The organism is Bacteroidota bacterium (assembly GCA_013696965.1).
Lineage (GTDB): Bacteria > Bacteroidota > Bacteroidia > JACCXN01 > JACCXN01 > JACCXN01.
On sequence record JACCXN010000057.1, the window covers coordinates 1 to 17,549 of the forward strand.

21 protein-coding genes are annotated in these 17,549 nt (G+C 33.1%); 12 read left to right on the forward strand and 9 right to left on the reverse strand.

Translation table 11 applies throughout. From position 1 onward, the window contains the following. A partial coding sequence (locus tag H0V01_08610; GenBank protein ID MBA2583427.1) for a hypothetical protein occupies positions 1-981 on the forward strand: 981 nt, incomplete at its 5' end. A gap of 52 nt (positions 982-1,033) precedes the next feature. Here the strand turns inward: H0V01_08610 and H0V01_08615 are convergent. Together H0V01_08615 and H0V01_08620 are read right to left on the reverse strand one after the other, a co-directional pair. Continuing rightward, a complete protein-coding gene (locus H0V01_08615) occupies positions 1,034-1,480 on the reverse strand; it encodes a DUF2267 domain-containing protein (protein MBA2583428.1) in 447 nt (148 codons plus the stop codon). Positions 1,481-1,749: 269 nt separating this feature from the next. Further along, the gene (locus tag H0V01_08620) at positions 1,750-2,700 is read right to left on the reverse strand and encodes an NAD(P)/FAD-dependent oxidoreductase (GenBank protein MBA2583429.1); all 951 of its coding nucleotides are present in this window, start codon (positions 2,698-2,700) and stop codon (positions 1,750-1,752) included. A gap of 168 nt (positions 2,701-2,868) precedes the next feature. On the opposite strand from H0V01_08620, the gene H0V01_08625 reads away from it, so the two are divergent. Genes H0V01_08625 through H0V01_08645 form a run of 5 tightly spaced genes read left to right on the forward strand, consistent with a single transcriptional unit; the run spans position 2,869 to position 5,301 of the window. Next, positions 2,869-3,450 carry a hypothetical protein gene (locus H0V01_08625; protein MBA2583430.1) on the forward strand — a complete coding sequence of 194 codons (582 nt, stop codon included), beginning with the start codon at positions 2,869-2,871 and terminating at the stop codon, positions 3,448-3,450. A gap of 3 nt (positions 3,451-3,453) precedes the next feature. Continuing rightward, on the forward strand, positions 3,454-4,155 hold the full coding sequence (locus H0V01_08630) for a methyltransferase domain-containing protein (GenBank protein ID MBA2583431.1): 702 nt from the start codon (positions 3,454-3,456) through the stop codon (positions 4,153-4,155). Continuing rightward, the gene (locus tag H0V01_08635; GenBank protein ID MBA2583432.1) at positions 4,152-4,445 is read left to right on the forward strand and encodes an FAD-binding protein; all 294 of its coding nucleotides are present in this window, start codon (positions 4,152-4,154) and stop codon (positions 4,443-4,445) included. Before H0V01_08630 ends, H0V01_08635 begins: the two co-directional genes overlap by 4 nt. Before the next feature lie 35 nt (positions 4,446-4,480). Next, a complete protein-coding gene (locus tag H0V01_08640; GenBank protein ID MBA2583433.1) occupies positions 4,481-5,050 on the forward strand; it encodes a hypothetical protein in 570 nt (189 codons plus the stop codon). Beyond that, positions 5,026-5,301 (forward strand): hypothetical protein, encoded by a 276-nt coding sequence (locus H0V01_08645; protein MBA2583434.1) that lies wholly within the window; start codon positions 5,026-5,028, stop codon positions 5,299-5,301. The genes H0V01_08640 and H0V01_08645 overlap by 25 nt, the downstream gene beginning before the upstream one ends. A 77-nt stretch (positions 5,302-5,378) precedes the next feature. On the opposite strand, the gene H0V01_08650 is transcribed toward H0V01_08645, so the two are convergent. After that, the gene (locus tag H0V01_08650; GenBank protein ID MBA2583435.1) at positions 5,379-6,008 is read right to left on the reverse strand and encodes a superoxide dismutase; all 630 of its coding nucleotides are present in this window, start codon (positions 6,006-6,008) and stop codon (positions 5,379-5,381) included. A gap of 144 nt (positions 6,009-6,152) precedes the next feature. Here H0V01_08650 and H0V01_08655 point away from each other — a divergent pair, with 144 nt between their 5' ends. Continuing rightward, complete coding sequence (locus H0V01_08655; GenBank protein ID MBA2583436.1) at positions 6,153-7,148, forward strand: alkaline phosphatase family protein; 996 nt, start codon at positions 6,153-6,155, stop codon at positions 7,146-7,148. Positions 7,149-7,407: 259 nt separating this feature from the next. On the opposite strand, the gene H0V01_08660 is transcribed toward H0V01_08655, so the two are convergent. From H0V01_08660 to H0V01_08675, 4 genes are all read right to left on the reverse strand, one after another. Next, positions 7,408-7,935, reverse strand: a complete 528-nt coding sequence (locus tag H0V01_08660; GenBank protein ID MBA2583437.1) for a hypothetical protein — start codon at positions 7,933-7,935, stop codon at positions 7,408-7,410. A gap of 42 nt (positions 7,936-7,977) precedes the next feature. Next, the gene (locus tag H0V01_08665; GenBank protein ID MBA2583438.1) at positions 7,978-8,643 is read right to left on the reverse strand and encodes an SCO family protein; all 666 of its coding nucleotides are present in this window, start codon (positions 8,641-8,643) and stop codon (positions 7,978-7,980) included. Then, positions 8,640-10,052, reverse strand: a complete 1,413-nt coding sequence (locus H0V01_08670) for a DUF5106 domain-containing protein (GenBank protein MBA2583439.1) — start codon at positions 10,050-10,052, stop codon at positions 8,640-8,642. Before H0V01_08670 ends, H0V01_08665 begins: the two co-directional genes overlap by 4 nt. Positions 10,053-10,226: 174 nt before the next feature. Further along, complete coding sequence (locus H0V01_08675; GenBank protein MBA2583440.1) at positions 10,227-11,129, reverse strand: lysophospholipid acyltransferase family protein; 903 nt, start codon at positions 11,127-11,129, stop codon at positions 10,227-10,229. A 17-nt stretch (positions 11,130-11,146) separates the two neighbouring features. On the opposite strand from H0V01_08675, the gene H0V01_08680 reads away from it, so the two are divergent. Next, positions 11,147-11,299, forward strand: coding sequence for a hypothetical protein (locus tag H0V01_08680; protein ID MBA2583441.1), 153 nt, complete (start codon positions 11,147-11,149; stop codon positions 11,297-11,299). Positions 11,300-11,350: 51 nt separating this feature from the next. On the opposite strand, the gene H0V01_08685 is transcribed toward H0V01_08680, so the two are convergent. Beyond that, positions 11,351-11,872 (reverse strand): hypothetical protein, encoded by a 522-nt coding sequence (locus H0V01_08685; protein MBA2583442.1) that lies wholly within the window; start codon positions 11,870-11,872, stop codon positions 11,351-11,353. A 478-nt stretch (positions 11,873-12,350) separates the two neighbouring features. Here H0V01_08685 and H0V01_08690 point away from each other — a divergent pair, with 478 nt between their 5' ends. The 4 genes from H0V01_08690 (at position 12,351) to H0V01_08705 (ending at position 16,567) form a co-directional block, all read left to right on the forward strand. Then, positions 12,351-13,394, forward strand: a complete 1,044-nt coding sequence (locus H0V01_08690) for a quinone-dependent dihydroorotate dehydrogenase (protein ID MBA2583443.1) — start codon at positions 12,351-12,353, stop codon at positions 13,392-13,394. Positions 13,395-13,511: 117 nt separating this feature from the next. Then, entirely contained in the window at positions 13,512-14,330 is an 819-nt protein-coding gene (locus H0V01_08695; GenBank protein MBA2583444.1) for a hydroxymethylglutaryl-CoA lyase, read from the forward strand. 145 nt (positions 14,331-14,475) lie between these two features. Further along, positions 14,476-14,901, forward strand: coding sequence for an OsmC family peroxiredoxin (locus H0V01_08700; GenBank protein ID MBA2583445.1), 426 nt, complete (start codon positions 14,476-14,478; stop codon positions 14,899-14,901). A 58-nt stretch (positions 14,902-14,959) separates the two neighbouring features. Then, positions 14,960-16,567: a PDZ domain-containing protein gene (locus H0V01_08705; protein MBA2583446.1), complete on the forward strand. Its 1,608-nt coding sequence runs from the start codon at positions 14,960-14,962 to the stop codon at positions 16,565-16,567. 84 nt (positions 16,568-16,651) lie between these two features. Here the strand turns inward: H0V01_08705 and H0V01_08710 are convergent, their stop codons facing one another. Beyond that, positions 16,652-17,503, reverse strand: coding sequence for a GntR family transcriptional regulator (locus H0V01_08710; protein MBA2583447.1), 852 nt, complete (start codon positions 17,501-17,503; stop codon positions 16,652-16,654). Positions 17,504-17,549 lie beyond the last annotated feature (46 nt).

Below are 17,549 nucleotides of genomic sequence, written 5' to 3' on the forward strand. Positions count from 1 at the left end.
GAACAGGCCAAGGCAAAAGCGGCAGCTGAAGCAGCCGCAAAAGCAAAGGCGGAAGCAGATGCCAAAGCCTTGGCTGAGGAAGCAGCAAGAAAAAAAGCCGAGGAGGAAGCCCGTTCAAAACAATCTACTGAAGAACAGGCCAAGGCAAAAGCGGCAGCCGAAGCAGCCGCAAAAGCAAAGGCTGAAGCAGATGCCAAAGCCCTAGCTGAGGAGGCAGCAAGAAAAAAAGCCGAGGAGGATGCTTTGTTAAGAAAAACAGCTGAGGAATTAGCAAAAGCAAAAGCAGCTGCAGAAGCTGCATCAAAGGCAAAATTGGAATCTGAAGCTAAAGCTGCTGCTGATGCAGCTGCAAAAAAGAAGTTGGAGGATGAATTAAAAGCAAAGGCTGTAGCTGATGCTGCTGCTAAAGCAAAAGCAGATGCTGAAGCTAAAGCTATAGCAGATGCGGCAGCAAGGAAAAAAGCAGAAGACGATGCTAGAGCCAAAGCAGCCGCTGAAGCCATTGCTAAAGCAAAAACGGAAGCAGATGCTAAAGCCGCCCAAGAGGAAGCTAAACGTAAAGTACTTGAAGAAAAGGAGAAAAAATATAAGGATGTGATACAAAAAGCAGATCAATTGTTTAATTCAAAAGAATACAATGCTGCTAAAGCTCTATATAATGAGGCAATTACATTAAAATCGTTAGAGAAATATCCTAAAGATAAAATTATTGAAATTGAAAAATTAATTGCTGCCTCCAAGCTTGCAAATGTTAAAGACTCACAGCTAGAAAAACCAATCTCAGATTTGGCATCAAAATACCCACAAGGTGTAACCGAAGAGAGTTATTCAGAAGGAGGTAAAAAGGTTATTAGAAGAATTGTAGTCAGAGATTCGGATGCAAATGAATATACAAAAGTTATATACAGTTGGGCTGTTTATTATTTTAAAAATGGAAACCAAGCCATTACAGAACAGGTTTGGAATATTGAAACTAAATAAGAGAGACCACTTGGTAGCCTCTCTTATAAAATTGTTTTTTGTTTTTTTTTAATTAATGATAAACTTTTTCATCCCAAAGTTCTTTCAATTCTTTAGGCATAATAGCTCTTATGTCTTCGATCTCGCCCGGAGAAACAGTTTCTTTAATAACAGAAAACACAGCATGAACAGCATCCAGACAATCTTCATTTGTTGGAAAATCTTCTTCTGCTGTAAGTCCGGCAATATGTTTTAAATCATCACAAAAATGATCTATTGATCTTATCCGTCTTGGTGAACCTGAAACTTTCCAGGCGTCAACATAAATACCCTTAATTACTAAAGGCAATTGGGCTATGAGATGAAGTGATTCTTCAACAGTTAAAATATCGCGTAAAGCATGTAAAACAGCCTTTAATTGTCGACCAGCTTTATCTCTGTTGACATCTCCTAAATATTCGGCTACGTCTTTTACGAATTTATTCCCTTTTGCTGCATGTTTTTCAAAATTTAATGCCATTTTTATCCTCCTTTTAGTTTATAATTAAAGTATATTTTTACTTTAAATTAATAAAAAAAAAGATTTAATCCAAAGCATTTTTTGTAACCCAATACCTGTAGGCAACTAATAATTTATCAGATTTTGATAATTTCCTCAAATCTGTATTAATATAGGATGGCAATAACAGTTTATTTATTTTTGTAAGGATCTGAAAAATATGTTTTTTAATTTTGGACATTTAATGAGCTGTATGAATGACTTTTTTTAGGCTAAATTAAGCTTAAATCTCATTTGGCTAAAGTTTTTATTTTTCTCATACTTTTAATTCTTTCCCTTACTAATTCTGTATGGATTACAACAGCCGCTTTGGCTCCTTCAGCAGCTGCCACAATTACTAATTTCATATCCTGGGATGCATCACCTGCTACAAATAGCCCGGGAATATTGGTATGTTGCATCTTGTCATTTATAATAATGCCACTTTTTGTATAACTACATCCCAACTGTTCTGCTAAAATACTTCTTTGGTTAAAACCTGTACTGAAAAAAACAGAATCCCTATTTATTTTCCTTCCATCTATTAATTCAATATACTTTATACTTCCATTTTCATTGCCAAATCGTTCTATTTTTTGAGTAAATACTTTTATTTTGTGGGCATAAAGCATGTTTTTCATTTTTTCATCAAGATAGTCAGCACTGTCTGTAAAGAGTATAATGTCTTTACTCCAGTTATATAAGTTTAATGCCTGATCATAACCCGCTTTGGTTCGGCTGTAAATGCCTATAGCTTTATCCTTTGCTTCCCACCCATCACAATATGGGCAATGAAATATACTTATTCCATAACATTCATCAAAACCAATAATTTTAGGAATGCTGTCCTGTAAACCAGTTGCTAGAAGGAGTTTTTTGGATAAATAAACATTTCCATGTCTGTCTGTTACTTCAAAACCTTTATCCATTTTTCTGCCATTTTCAATTTCTTCCTCTATAATTTCAATCTGGTACTTTGCAATTTCTAGCCTGCTTAATTTAATAAATTCTTTAGGAGCTATTCCATCGCGTGTTAAATAACCATTTATTTGCGTTGCATACTGATTTCTGTATTTTCCCGAATCAAATAAAACTACTTTTCTTCTGCATCTTCCCAGTATTAATGCTGCACTCAGACCAGCAGGTCCTCCTCCGACAATAATTACATCATATTCAATATTTTGTTTTTTATTTGCTTTCATTTTAGTGTGATTATATTTTTTCAAAACATTGTTCAAGAGATTGGACTTAAAATTATGCCAATAGAATTTTTAGTTAGTTACAGTCTGGTTTTAAACTACAAATACCTGTTTTTGCTTTTTTAGAAATATTCTTGATATTCCTTATCTTTAATAAAAGAAGAAAGATAAATGGGAAATGCATTTTTATTATCAATAGGAACAGCCGTTCCAGTAAATAAAGTTTCACAAAGCCTTCATTTTAAACAACTTATTGAATCTGCTCAGGAAGCCAGGCAAAAACGTTTGTTAAAAATAATTTATGAACGTAGTGGAATTTCTTCCAGGTATTCTGTATTAGATGACTTTTCTATAGCGAATAAGGACAGTGGCATATTTTCCCCAGGAAATAAGGAGAGAAGAGTTCCGGGAATTGGAGAAAGAATGGAGATTTTTGAAGCCCATGCACTCGATTTAGCGGTAAAAGCAGTAGAAGATTCTTTTAATTCTTTGCCTGGTTTTGAAAAATCAACTATAACACACCTTTTGACCTTTAGTTGCACATGTGAGAAGGCCTTGAATTTATCATCTCATGATAATGCTTATTCTTATAAAATACTCAACAATTATGGAAATATGTCATCAGTAACAGTTCTTTTTGTTTTAATGGAAATCCTCCAAAATAGGGATAGTAGGGAAAGTGATAAAAATGTTTTAAGTTTTGCTTTTGGTCCGGGTTTAACAATAGAATCAATGATTTTAAAGATAGTGTAGTCTATGATGGGCTTTTCAAATCGTTCTCGTTTACCTGAATTAATGGACAACCCCTATGTTCCTGATGCCGATGTTAGGATTGCATTAGTAGAAATTGAATTTATTAACCGTTACTTAGGTGGCAATAATTTATTGGTGAATGCATTATCAAAGGTGGGTTTTACTAATGGAACAACCCTTATGGATTTGGGTTGCGGCAGTGGGGATATGTTAAGAATAATTTCAAATTTCGCCTTGAAAAACAAATTATCTTCCTATAAATTATTTGGTGTTGATATAAATCCATCCATGACATCATTTGCTGAATCTCGTTCAAAAGCTTTTCCTGAAATTGAATTCATTAACATTGACATTTGGGATGAAAAATTATTTGGTTTTAAACCAGATATCATAATCAACAGTCTTTTTTGTCACCATTTTGATGATGATCAATTGGTGTTGTTAATAAAAAGAATGTATAACCTGTGTGGGAAAGTCATAATAATTAATGATTTACATCGTCATTGGTTTGCTTATTATGCTATAAAATGCCTTACTTTTTTGTTTTCAAAATCCTATTTAGTTAAGTATGATGGTCCCTTATCTGTGGCCAGGGCTCTTACAAAAGCAGAATGGATGAAACTGTTATTTAGAGCAGAAGTTTATAATTATCAAATTAATTGGAAATGGGCCTGGCGATGGCAAATAATTATCCATAAAAAATGAGTTCCAATAATTTTTTTGATGTAATTATTGGTGGTGGTGGCCTTGCAGGTTTAGTTTCTGCTATCGAATTGAGCAGAGCGGGATTGAAGGTTGCTCTTATTGAAAAAAAACAATATCCTTTTCATCGTGTTTGTGGCGAATATGTAAGCAATGAAGTTAAACCCTACCTGCAAAGATTAGGTGTAAATTTTAACCAGCTGGCCCCATCAACCATTAATAGCTTAAGGGTTTCATCTTTAAATGGTGAATTTAATCTTTTTTCAAAATTACAAATGGGCGGCTTGGTATAAGCAGGTACCAACTTGATTATCATCTTTATGAATTATTGAAACAGGAAAATGTTGAGATTTTTACCAATACAAGGATAAAATCTGTTCTTTATCTTCGAAACTACTTCAATGTGAAACTTGATAATAACAGCATAATTTCTTCTAAAATTGTAATAGGAAGTTATGGAAAACGAGATTTGTTGGACAGGCAGTTAAATCGTGATTTTTTTAAAGCTAAAACCGGATATATGGCAGTAAAATATCATATAAAAACAAGTTATGCTGCAAATGAAATTGGTCTTGATAATTTCAAGGATGGATATTGCGGTATTTCTAAAATTGAAGAGGATAAATATTGCTTGTGCTATCTTACAAAACGGTCAAATATTGCTGGGTTAAATTCTATTAAGCAAATGGAGGAGGAGGTTTTATATAAAAACAGCCGATTAAAGCATATTTTTGAGCATTCTGAATTTTTATTTAGTAAACCAGAAGTGATAAATGAAATTTCTATTTCCCCAAAATCATTGATTGAAAATCATATTCTAATGTGTGGTGATAGTGCTGGAATGATACTACTTTATGTGGAAATGGAATGGCTATGGCAATCCACTCAGCAAAAATAGTTTCGGAATTAATTATAGCAGCAAACATTAATAAAGAAAATGAAATCAGCACTGAAATAAGGAGTTCAATTGAAAAATGCTATGCCAGGCAATGGAAGAGATTATTTGGCCGTAGAATTTATTGGGGAAGAAAGTTGCACTATTTTTCAGGAAAATCAAGGTATACCGATGTGTTTTTAAGGACTGTTCAACATTTGCCAATTCTTAAAGATAACCTGATTAATCTTACTCATGGAAAAACCATATTTTAATTAAACATAATAATCACATTAAAAGAGAGCTTTCCATGTGATTATTATGTCCTTGGTTTTTATAATAGAGTCTGGAATTATTTTACAGCTTCTAAATATCTTTTTTCAACCTCATTCCAATTAACTATATTCCAGAATGCAGAAACATATTCCGGTCTGCGGTTTTGATATTTAAGGTAGTAGGCATGTTCCCAAACATCAATTCCTAAAATTGGAGTTCCTCTTAATTCAGAAACATCCATAAGCGGGTTATCCTGGTTTGGAGTTGAACCTGTTTTTAGATTATTGTTTGAAACAACAAGCCACGCCCACCCAGAGCCGAATCGGTTTATTGTTTCATTTTCAAATTGCTTTTTGAAATCATTAAAAGAACCGAATGATTTATTTATTGCATTAACCAATTCTCCTTTTGGTTCTCCACCACCATCTGGTGAAATGATTTTCCAGAAAAATGAATGGTTAAAGTGACCACCACCATTGTTTCTAACTTTTTTTGTATACCTGGAAATATTTTTACAAATTTCCTCTATAGAAGTAGCTTCAATATTTTCCTCTTCAATGGCTTCATTTAGTTTTGTAACATAGGCATTGTGATGCTTTGTATGATGGATTTCCATTGTTCTTCCGTCAATATGCGGTTCAAGGGCCTCATGAGCATAAGGAAGTTCAGGTAAACTGAAGGTTGTAACTGTTTCTTTTGTTGACATTTTTTTGAGTTTTTTAGATTAATATATCTTTTAATTTACTTTATCTAATATACTCAAAGGAAAAATAAAATACAAGTTGGATTTGATTTGTATTATACAAAATAAATATGGAAATTTAAGTGAAAACATTTATCCATTTGTACTATGAAATTATTTTTTCTTAAAATTCAATATATACTTTTAGCACTTGTCTGTATTGGCTTTTCTTGCAGGCAAGACCCTCCAATTTCAATTGGAAATAAGCCCAGCGGTATTGCTGAAACCTATGTTACCGAAAATGTAATAATAATAGTAATGGATGGTCCCAGATATTCTGAAACTTGGGGTGATCCAAATCATACGCATATACCTGTTATGGCTGAAAAGCTAGCAAAGGAAGGGGCTGTATTTACTAATTTTTATAACAATGGCCCTACTTATACAAATGCGGGACATGCAGCCATTACAACTGGAATTTATCAGGAAATAAACAACAATGGTGAAGAGGTTCCTGATAACCCCTCGTTTTTTCAGTATTGGCATTCACAGAATGCCTATTCAATCTCCCCATGGATTATTGCAAGTAAAGGTAAACTGGAGATTCTGTCCAACTGTAAAAATGATACCTATAAAGATAAATCAAGACCCATGACTAATTGTGGAATAGGAGGAAAAGGCCGCGAGGGTGGATACAGGGATGATTTTCAAACTTTTGAAACTGCAATTTCAATATTAGATAACTATCATCCAAAATTGGTTTTAATAAATTTTATGGAACCAGATTTATCCGGACATAATGCCAATTGGGAAGGATATTTAGCAGGTATCAGACAAACGGATTATTACATTGGGGAAATTTGGAATTTTATCCAAAGGGATTCAATTTATTCGGATAAAACAACGATTTTTGTTACCAATGATCACGGCAGACATTTGGATGGTTGGAAAGATGGTTTTGTTTCCCATGGTGATAACTGTGATGGATGCCGGCATATTAATCTTTATGCCTTTGGTCCTGATTTCAAAAAGAATATGGTAGTTACCTCCTCCCATGAATTAATTGATTTAACAAGGACAACAAATGAGTTGCTGGGCATTAAAAACTTAAGTTCAACAGGAAAAGTTTTATGGGATATTTTTAAAAAGCAAGAGGATTATTAATATTCAGAATTCTAATAAAACCAATTTACCATTTACCTTTTATTATTAAATCGATAGTATTCATCATAAAAAAAACCGGTAATATAAATACCAGCTTTTTTTATGAAATAGTCTTGAACAAATCATTCACAACCAGGAATGAATAAAATGTGACTCCCGTTAAATGGGGATGATAATTAAAAATCAAATGCTTTAGCATTCATGAGTTCTTAAGTGAAATTAAAAAACCAATAAATTATACATAAAAACAAAAAAACAATTAAGCTTTTGCTTTAGCTAATTTCGGGAATTTTAAGGAAGCAAGATAAAAGCCTGTGAACAATACCCCACTATATACCAAATCTCCAAGGATTGTATAATTAAAGAAAGGAATTGCGGAAATGTAACAGGTTATCAAGCCTGATATATCTTGTGAATAGTAAGGACTTCCCAACCAAACAGCAAAATTTGTAACAATAAAGAAAAGTACAGAGGAAACAAGGGAACATCCAATTACCGTTACTATTTTCACCCTTGATGCAAGGCCTAGTCCAATTAATGTAATTAAGATTAAACTTAAATAAACAGCCCACATGGTATCGTGAAATCCAAGAAATAAATCAGCAATAAGCATTGCTACAATCGGAATTAAAAGCGCAAATTTTCTAGAAAGGTATGCTCCTCCAAACAATGCAATTGCAGCAACCGGTGTGAAATTAGGAGGGTGAGGAAGCAAACGGGAAAGCGCAGCAACTAGAATAAGAACTGCAACAAATAGAAATCGTGGGGAAGTAATGGTTTTTATCATTTGTTTATTTTTTAAATTTATTTCTGAGGCAAAAATAACAGATTATTCTTTAATATACTCTTTCTTTAAGATATCAATTTCAGAAATTAGCCGGTTAACATCATTTTTGTCCGTTCCATCATAAAATCCACGTATTCTTTTTTCCTTATCCACCAAAATTAAATTTTCAGTATGGATGAAATCATGTTCGTCTCCATCCCCTTGAGTGGTTACTGCAAAATAGGATTGGCGGGCAAGTGCATAAATATCTTTTTTATCTCCGGTTAAAAAGAGCCATTTTCCAGGTAAAGCACCGTACCTTTGTGCATATTCCTGCAGAACTTCCGGAGTGTCAATTTCAGGCATTACTGAATGTGAAACAAGCATAATATCCTGGTGGTCTTTGAAATTATCGTTTACCCTTTTCATCTGAGCTGACATGGCAGGGCAAATAGAGGGACAGGTGGTGAAAAAAAAGTCGGCTACATAAATTTTATTTTCCAGTACCTTTTCTGTAACTTTTATTCCTTGCTGACTAATAAGTTCAAAGGCTGCAATACGGTGAGTTCCTGTTTTTTTTTCTTTGTTTTCATCAACCATTTTTGGATTGATATCCGAGAGCTTGAAAATCTTAAGCTTTTCTTTGGGTTTTATTATGTTAAAAGCTATTATAGAGCCTGTAAATACAATTATTACAACAGCAATAACAGTTAAAACAGATGATCTCATAATTTTGGATTCAGTTTTTTCTCAAGCATTTCTTCGAGTTGTTCAACACTTATTTTTTTCGCAATGATTTCTTTATTCTCATCTAATAAATAAAGAACAGGAGTACTGTAAATATCATAAACTTTTCTGAAATTAGTTTGGTTGTATGGGTCATATACATTAAGCCATTTAAGTTCTTTTTCCTCAACAAAACTTTTCATTTTTTCTAAATCCACTTCAGTACAAACGGCAAAGGCTCCAACACCCTGGCTTTTGTATTTTTTATATACTTCATAAACTTGGGGGGTTATTTTTTTACAATGCCCACACTCAGGATCCCAAAAATACAATATAGTATACCTGGCTTTAACATTGTGCAGGCTAGAAACTGTATTGTTCATTTCCTTCATCACCAAATTTGGAGTTACTTTGCCAAGCAACAAAGGCTTTAAAGTAATAGCCCGGTTTGATATTTTTTCAAGTTGTTGCTCATCTACCCAAAAGGCTTGATTGGTCATGTAATACTTCTCAGCAAGATAAACAAATACCGCATCCATTCCCATTACATTCGATCTTTCATAGGTATTGGTTATAAACCAAAGTGTATATTTAAACAATTCAGGACTTGCTTTAGCCTTTCCCAATACTGAATCAGCTGATTTGTATATGGAATCTGGTATTTGTACTGTCATGTTTTCAATAAACTTTTTGAGTTTATTGTGATAAATAGGAGTGCGAAGTATTCTATCATCAGAAAAATCAATATTATCAAAATAATGCTGTTTGTAGTACCTAAAAGCAAAGGTGGAGTCTTTAGCCCCGTTTTCAAGAATTGGTGCTTCAGGAATATCGATTTCTCCCATGGCATTAAACATCTTTGCAACAAAGGTCCCTGGATGTTTTTCCTGGAGATTCTTTTTGTAACTTAAAACCTCCTTATCAATAGCAATTAGTTTTTCTTTAATTTCGGCTGCCCCTTTGTCACCTGATTCCTCTAAAGCAGTCATTATAGTTTTAAGAGAATCAACCATCTTACCCCGGGGAGTAATGTAATTCAAGTATTCATAAAAAAGGATGTTTTCGGCTGAACCCTTTATTTTCATGTTTTTCACATAATCAACAGCATCGGTCTCAAGGCTGAAATTTTGTGTTGAATCAATAATTATTTCAAAATAACGGCTACCAGGTAAAATTATCAGGTAAATTCCACCTTCCAGTTTTTCTTTCCCTTCAAATGTAAACCTTCCCTGGGAATCCACTCTTGCCGAATCCTTAAGGTATTGTTTATCCCCATAATAATTCCCAAGCTGAACCACAGTATCTTTTATGCCCGTAACTTTTAGTTTAATTGAATATCCTTCCTTGGAAGCAAATGTTGAGGAGGATATTAGTACAGTAAGTATAAATGAAAACAATATCCGTAATGTCATAATTTTATGATTTTATTTTTTTAATAAAACGAACTGCACAAAAATAAAAAAATTAAAGCAAAGAAGACTTTAAACAATTTTTCAAACGCAGATTAAATTTATTTATTTTTTTTCCTTAACCTGATTTTAAATCTTAATTAGTGAGAAATGTAGGAGGGATATGGCAAAAATTCATTAAACCATTGGTTGTAGTTCGGTTTTTGTTATCGTTTTTTTATGCTTCCATCTTTTATGAGACCAAAGCCAGAATTCAGGGGTTTTTATAATTTCAGCTTCAAGCGCATTCATAAACAAGGATGTTATTTCTCCTGGTTTTTTGGTTGAGGGGTTTTCACAGATCGAATTTACATCTATTTCATAAAAACCTCTTTTAAGTTTTCTAACACTTGCAAACACAACAGGATAGTTAAGCTTAGTGGCAATTTTCTCAACTCCTGTATATACAGGTGTATCCTGGTTTAGAAACGAAATCCAAAGTGCATTGTCAGGTGAAGGGGTTTGATCAGCTATAAAAGCGGTTACAGCAAGCCCTTCTTTTTTATTAAATAATTCTTTAAGGATTAAATTCATTGGCACAAGTACAGCACCAAACCTGGACCGTAAATTAAAAACCATTTGGTCAAAATATTTGTTTTTAAGCGGCTTGTACACGGTTTGAACTCTATACTTAAAGAAGCAATTCATGCTAACACCAGCCATTTCCCAATTACCAAAATGCCCCATTACAATAATTACATCTCTATTAGAATCATAAAGAGTATTAAATAATTCAGTGGCTTGTTGGCTAAAAGCGCAACGTTTTTTTATGTTGCTTTCACTGATGTTAATCAATTTAATTGTTTCCACTACCACATCACATAAATGATGGTAGAATTTCCTTTCTACTTCTATATATTTTTGTTCTGTTAACCCTGGAAATGAATTTAATAAATTGTTCCTAACTACTTGTTTACGGTAGCCCATAACATGGTACACCAAAAAGAAAAGGAAATCTGAAATTAAATAAAGTAAAGGGTATGGCAGAATGGAAAGAAGCCATATAAAGGGGAAAAGCAAAAAATAAATAAATGCATTCATTGAAATTAAGGCTTTGATTGAAATTTACGCAACCTTTTTTCATTTTTCCTGGCCAGTTTTTTCTGGTATTTCAAATCACTTTTTCTCATTTCCCTGCTGGGCTTGTTTTTAGAATAAAAGGTTTTATTGGTGGCACCCTGATTGGATTTACAGGAAACCTGGAAAAATAAAAAAACCGAAAACAGAAGTACTAAGGCCTTGTGCATATCTTACAAATGTAACTATTGGAGACTATTTCCCTTAACTAAATTTTTATTATTTATACTTAACTGCATATTTGTTGAAAAAAGTACAATTAAAAAACAAACACTCATACATAGTGCAGAAATAGTATTAAGTTTCATACTGCGTTCAAAACTTGCATTATCAGCATTATGAATAGAATCCCGCATCCACTTCATAAAATACAAGGTTACGGGAAAAAGAAAAATAAAAAACAAAAAGTAAAAATAATAATTGAAGAATAGAATGTAAAATATCAAAAGCATAACATTCACAGTTGCGAATAAAAACATGCTTAATAAAAAAGTGCCTTTTATTCCCAACATACTGCTAATGGTTTTATCGCCTCTTTTCTTATCCTCAATATGCTGGTAAATTTGTGATAAGGGGTAATAGGCCCCTACAAACATGGATGCAATTGCCATTGCAAATACATTATAGAAATTTAACCATTCAAAAAGAGTTGTTGAGGTGGAAAAATAACTAACCAGGAAATAGGTATACCCTCCTTGAAAAAGCATTACTAGTACCCAGGAGAATATACCGTATTTTTTTAATCGTATTAATGGTAACTTGTGGAGGGTTTTTCAGTCCTCCAATACTTCCTTCATCTTTATCCATATAGCTGTTGTAGGAATTGCTAGCTGGGTATATAAACAAATGTAAAGAGATGAAAATAATGAAGGAATTTAAAAATAGTATTTCTTTAGCAAAAGTTAAGCTGAAAAGAAAGATTGGAAATAGGTAAATTGAAAAAGGGATGCGTAAATGGCTGATAGTGTCCTTATCAAAAATCTTAAATAAATAGATTAAATTCAATTTTTCCTGCATTGTTTAATTCCTTTTTGGTATTTATTCTATCTGAATTAAATATTTTTTTTCATTTCACTCTATGAAAGACTTTTGTTTCTTCTAATTTTGCACTTTGATTTACTTTATGTATAATCTACATCTCTAAAATAAGTAAAAATATTTTATAATAGTTAGAACCCAGGATTAATGCTATATAAAAATTTAATTAAACCACTGTTGTTCTTGCTTGAACCGGAAACAGCTCATTATTTAGTTTCCAGAAGCTTAAAAATAATATTTACTATTCCGGGTGTAAAATCACTGGTGAAAAACAGGTTTGCAATAGAGGATAAAAAACTTGAAATGAAACTCTTTGGAATAACTTTCCCAAATCCAGTTGGTCTTGCTGCAGGTTTTGACAAGGATGGCAAGATGTTTAATGAACTTTCATGTTTGGGTTTTGGTTTTATTGAAATAGGAACAGTAACTCCAAGGCCTCAACCGGGAAATCCCAAACCTAGATTATTCAGGCTGCCAAAGGATGAAGCCCTGCTAAATAGAATGGGATTTAACAATGACGGAGCTGAAAAAGCAGCAGAAAGACTTAGGAAAAAAATGCCAGGAATAATTATTGGCGGAAATATTGGTAAAAATAAAGATACTCCGAACGAACAGGCAGTAAATGATTACTTACAATGTTTTGAAACTCTTTATGATTATGTAGATTATTTTGTAGTGAATGTGAGTTCTCCCAATACCCCAGGTTTAAGAGCTCTTCAGGATAAAGGGCCCTTGACAGAAATATTACTAAAGGTAAAGAAAGCGAGTGATCAAAAAAGACAACCAAAACCTATTCTGCTAAAAATAGCTCCAGATTTAACCAATGAGCAATTGGATGATATAATCGAGATTATAAAAGAAACTAAAACCGATGGTGTAATTGCCACTAATACTACAATAGACAGAAGAAACCTTAAAACTAATGCTGTTTTTGTTGAACAATTGGGTGCCGGTGGCTTAAGCGGTAAGCCGGTAAAAGTTAGGTCAACTGAAGTAATAAGGTATCTTTCTGAAAAATCGGGTAGTGCTTTTCCTATAATTGGAGTTGGAGGAATTCATGATGCACAGGATGCCCTTGAAAAAATAAAAGCAGGAGCAAGCCTTATCCAGTTGTATACTGGATTTATCTATGAAGGGCCGATATTAATTAAAAAGATCAATCAGGCAATTTTAAAATCCTTAGAATCCTAACATTTTTGATTTACAATGCTACTCTATTAAAAAAAAGGATAAGTTTAGCTTTTCACTTTTAAAGCTAAAAAAACAAATTGTTATCACATGAAACTAATAGAATGTCCAAGAGATGCAATGCAAGGCATCAAAGAATTTATTCAAACCGAAAAAAAAGCAGCATATATTAATCAATTGCTTAAAGTAGGTTTTCATACAATTGATTTTGGAAGCTTCGTGTCCTCAAAAGCAATCCCACAGATGCAAGACACGGAAAAAGTTCTTAAAATGTTGGATTTATCCTCCACCAGTTCAAAACTACTTGCTATTGTAGCCAATTTAAGAGGTGCAGAGCAGGCAGCAGATTTTGACGAAATAACTTATCTTGGTTTTCCCTTTTCAATTTCTGAAACCTTTCAGCAAAGGAATACAAATTCTTCTGTTAATGAATCTTTAAAGAGGGTAGAAGAAATACAAAAACTTTGTTTAATGCAAAACAAGAAGCTTGTTATTTATATTTCCATGGCTTTTGGAAACCCTTATGGAGATGAATGGAACAATGAAATAGTAATTCAATGGACCAGAAAAATAGCAAGTATGGGTATTCAAATAATTGCTTTGTCTGATACCATTGGCATAGCTGAACCTTCCAGTATTTCTCATCTTTTTTCTGCAATTATCCCTGAATTTAAAGATATAGAAATAGGCGCTCATCTTCACACCACTCCTTTTACCTGGGAAGAGAAAGTTCAGGCAGCATACAACAATGGATGCAAAAGATTTGATTCAGCCATAAAAGGATACGGAGGCTGTCCTATGGCTAAGGATGATTTAACAGGAAATATGCCAACTGAAAAATTGCTGGGTTTTTTTAAATCACAAAATATAGAAACAGGAATCAATTCAATTGCTTTTGATAAGGCAATGGAAATTGCTGAAATTACTTTTCCTCAATAAAGGAAAAACCCTGCGTTTTTGTTCATGAGGGCTTAAATCCTTTGCATTACTGCAAATAGTTAAAGTCGTAATTATTATTTAACTTTATTATTCAGGTGAATCTTTTTACCTGCAATTTTAAATTAACCTTTAATTATAAAAATTTATGCCTACACGTAAAGCAAGTGCTCAATGGTCAGGTGACCTAAAACAGGGTTCAGGGAAAATAACAACAGGTGGAGTTATTAAAAATGCAGAATATACATTTACATCGCGTTTTGAGGATGGGGTTGGAACAAATCCTGAGGAATTACTAGGATCTGCTCATGCAGCTTGTTTTTCAATGGAACTTGCAAGCAAATTGTCAGCTGATGGTTATTCTGTGGACACCATTAACACATCTGACAGCATACATTTAGAGAAAAATGGAAATGGTTTTTCCATTTCGAAAATTGTTATTAACTGCGAGGCAAAAGTGCAGGGAATTAACAAGGAAGAATTTTTAAAATATGCCGAAAATGCAAAGAATAATTGCATTATCTCAAAAGCATTAACTGGAGTAAACATGGAATTGGAGACTGTATTAAAATAGATTTTAATGTAATGCGTTAAAACTATTTCTTATTCTTGCAGCAAATTTCATCTTACTTGTGAAAAAAGCAGGTCTTGTATCCTTGTTTCTCTTATTGATTTTTTCTGGTTTCAATTATATTGAAAGCCGGAATGATAAAGTAGACAGAAGTCTTCGTTTGTACGATGCTTATTTCCGTACATTAATGGAGAATTACGTAGATGAACTTGATCCCCAAATTGTTATTCGAAAATCAATTGATGCAACAAATGCCTCAATTGATACCTATACACGATTTTTTGATTCCACCGAAACCCTTGACAGGACAAGACAATGGCAGGGGATCCTTTATGGAGGGATAGGAATTGATTTAATTGACAGAAACGGTTCGGTACTTATAACGGGGGTTAAAGAAAATTATCCGGCACAAAAAGCGGCCATATTTCCTGGCAACATTATTTTATCTATTGATAGTAATTCAATTAAAGGGAAACAATTTGCGGAAGTTGTAAATCTAATTCGTGGTGAAGTTGGAACTGAAGTTTCTTTTACCCTGGCAAATTCAACAGATACTGTAATTAAAAAATTAGTTAGGGTGCAGGTCAAAAGTGAACCCGTTCCTTATTCTTTTTTAATTGATGAAAATACTGGCTATATTAAATTCAATCATTTTCTTAAAGGTTCCTCAAATGCTTTTAATGAATCCCTGATCGAGTTAAAAAACAAGATAAAACTAAAAAACCTCATTGTGGATTTAAGGGGAAACTCTGGCGGATTAGTGGATGAGGCAGTTAAATTACTTTCTTTTTTTATCCCTGATGGAAAGGAAGTTTGTTCGCTTAAAGGATTTAATTCAGGCAGCAACTATTCTTATTATACTTCTGGGAATCTTGCAGATACAACTTTATTCCTAATTTTATTGACAGATGAAAATACTATTTCCGCTGCTGAGATTTTTGCCGGAGCAATTCAGGACTATGACAGGGCAGTAATTGTAGGAAGAACAACCTTTGGTAAAGGCCTTGTACAAGGAACGCGTTTTCCCGGAGCAGGAACAAGTCTTTACATTACAGCTGCCAGATATTATACACCTTCCGGAAGAGGTATTCACAGATTTAATAAACCTAATAATTTTGATAGATTGTTTTATTCAAACAATGGAAGGGAGCTTAAAGCAGAAGGAGGAGTTTCCCCTGATGTATTTATGGATGCAAAAAAAGTTCCTCCGATCATTAAATCTTTAGAATTGAGTTTTTTGCTTTTTGATTATGCAAACTATTATAAAAAGTTAAATCCTAAGATAATAAATGGAACAGGGTTTTCTTTTGAGGATAAGGTTTTGAATGATTTTATAAAATTTGTATGGGAAAGACAAGATGAGCTAAAATTACCATCAGATAAAAAACTGGGAGAATTAATTGAAGTTTTAATCACTGAAAACCAAGAAAATCCCACATCAAAGGAGATTGAAAAATTAATGCAAAACATGCGGAATCAAAAAGCACTAATGCTAAAAAAATATAAAAAAGAAATAAAGGTGCTTCTGGAAAGGGAAATTTTAAAAAGATATTATTATTCATCGCTTATAGCTTCACGGGAAGCCCAACAGGATGAATTGATTCAAAAATCGCTTAGTTTATTTAAGGATACTGTTGAATATAAAAAGATATTAAATCTGAATAAGTAAGATTTATATCCCAAGAGAATTGAATAAAAAAAGCCTGAATACAGGGGTTTTTAGGTATGAATCATTTGCAACAATAAAGGATAATTATTGTTTTTTTGCAAGCGATTCGCTAATAATGCTGATCCCCTTTTCTTCCAGTTTAATTATTTTTCCTTTATACAGTTTCCCGATTGCTTTTTTAAAGGCTTTCTTACTCATTCCTGCTGTTTCCTTTATTTCTTCAGGACTGCTGTTATCGGTAAGTGGAAGATAACCATTATGTGATTTTAATATTTTCAGTAATTTCTCACTGTCTGTATCAATTTTTTCTAGGCCTGATTTTTCAAGTGATAGATCTATTTTACTATCCTCCCGCACCTTTTTAACCCATGCCTTTAGCTTATCACCTATAAAAAGTTTTTCAAAAACTTCATTCTTGTATAACAATCCCTGGTAACGATTGTTTACAATTGCTTTAAAGCCTAAATCTGTAACTTCGTATATTATGATATCAGCAGGATCACCATCTTCTAAATAAATGTTCTTTTGCTGCAAATGCTTGTCTATTTTTGCAGATCCAACAATTCGGTTGGTAAGTTCATCCACATAAATTGCAACAACATATTTTCTCCCAAGTTCCATTTTTTTACGCTGCTCATTAAAGGGAACCAAAAGATCTTTTTCAATTCCCCAATCAAGGAAAGCCCCTGAACCGGAAGTATCAACAACTTTAAGGTATGCGAATCCACCAACAGTTGCAGCAGGTTTAAGGGTAGTTGCAATAATCCTGTCTTCAGAATCCCTATAAACAAACACATTAATTAAATCTCCGGGTTTTAATCCCTCTGGAGCATATTTTCCAGGAAGCAAAATCCCTTCTTCTCCATTATCCAAATAAAATCCGAAATCAACTTGTCGGAGCACCTCCAACTCGTTAAATTTACCTAGTTCAACCATTTGGCAAAGATATAGTTTAATCAGCAGATATAAAAATATACACTTT

What these genes read in the sequence shown, in the direction of transcription:
- H0V01_08695 (MBA2583444.1), top strand. Translation starts at nt 13,512, where the DNA reads ATGCAAGGCATCAAAGAATTTATTCAAACCGAAAAAAAAGCAGCATAT.
- H0V01_08645 (MBA2583434.1), top strand. Translation starts at nt 5,026, where the DNA reads ATGGCAATCCACTCAGCAAAAATAGTTTCGGAATTAATTATAGCAGCA.
- H0V01_08655 (MBA2583436.1), top strand. Translation starts at nt 6,153, where the DNA reads ATGAAATTATTTTTTCTTAAAATTCAATATATACTTTTAGCACTTGTC.
- H0V01_08700 (MBA2583445.1), top strand. Translation starts at nt 14,476, where the DNA reads ATGCCTACACGTAAAGCAAGTGCTCAATGGTCAGGTGACCTAAAACAG.
- H0V01_08660 (MBA2583437.1), bottom strand. Translation starts at nt 7,935, where the DNA reads ATGATAAAAACCATTACTTCCCCACGATTTCTATTTGTTGCAGTTCTT.
- H0V01_08615 (MBA2583428.1), bottom strand. Translation starts at nt 1,480, where the DNA reads ATGGCATTAAATTTTGAAAAACATGCAGCAAAAGGGAATAAATTCGTA.
- H0V01_08650 (MBA2583435.1), bottom strand. Translation starts at nt 6,008, where the DNA reads ATGTCAACAAAAGAAACAGTTACAACCTTCAGTTTACCTGAACTTCCT.
- H0V01_08625 (MBA2583430.1), top strand. Translation starts at nt 2,869, where the DNA reads ATGGGAAATGCATTTTTATTATCAATAGGAACAGCCGTTCCAGTAAAT.
- H0V01_08665 (MBA2583438.1), bottom strand. Translation starts at nt 8,643, where the DNA reads ATGAGATCATCTGTTTTAACTGTTATTGCTGTTGTAATAATTGTATTT.
- H0V01_08630 (MBA2583431.1), top strand. Translation starts at nt 3,454, where the DNA reads ATGATGGGCTTTTCAAATCGTTCTCGTTTACCTGAATTAATGGACAAC.
- H0V01_08685 (MBA2583442.1), bottom strand. Translation starts at nt 11,872, where the DNA reads ATGCTTTTTCAAGGAGGGTATACCTATTTCCTGGTTAGTTATTTTTCC.
- H0V01_08670 (MBA2583439.1), bottom strand. Translation starts at nt 10,052, where the DNA reads ATGACATTACGGATATTGTTTTCATTTATACTTACTGTACTAATATCC.
- H0V01_08675 (MBA2583440.1), bottom strand. Translation starts at nt 11,129, where the DNA reads ATGAATGCATTTATTTATTTTTTGCTTTTCCCCTTTATATGGCTTCTT.
- H0V01_08710 (MBA2583447.1), bottom strand. Translation starts at nt 17,503, where the DNA reads ATGGTTGAACTAGGTAAATTTAACGAGTTGGAGGTGCTCCGACAAGTT.
- H0V01_08690 (MBA2583443.1), top strand. Translation starts at nt 12,351, where the DNA reads ATGCTATATAAAAATTTAATTAAACCACTGTTGTTCTTGCTTGAACCG.
- H0V01_08620 (MBA2583429.1), bottom strand. Translation starts at nt 2,700, where the DNA reads ATGAAAGCAAATAAAAAACAAAATATTGAATATGATGTAATTATTGTC.
- H0V01_08635 (MBA2583432.1), top strand. Translation starts at nt 4,152, where the DNA reads ATGAGTTCCAATAATTTTTTTGATGTAATTATTGGTGGTGGTGGCCTT.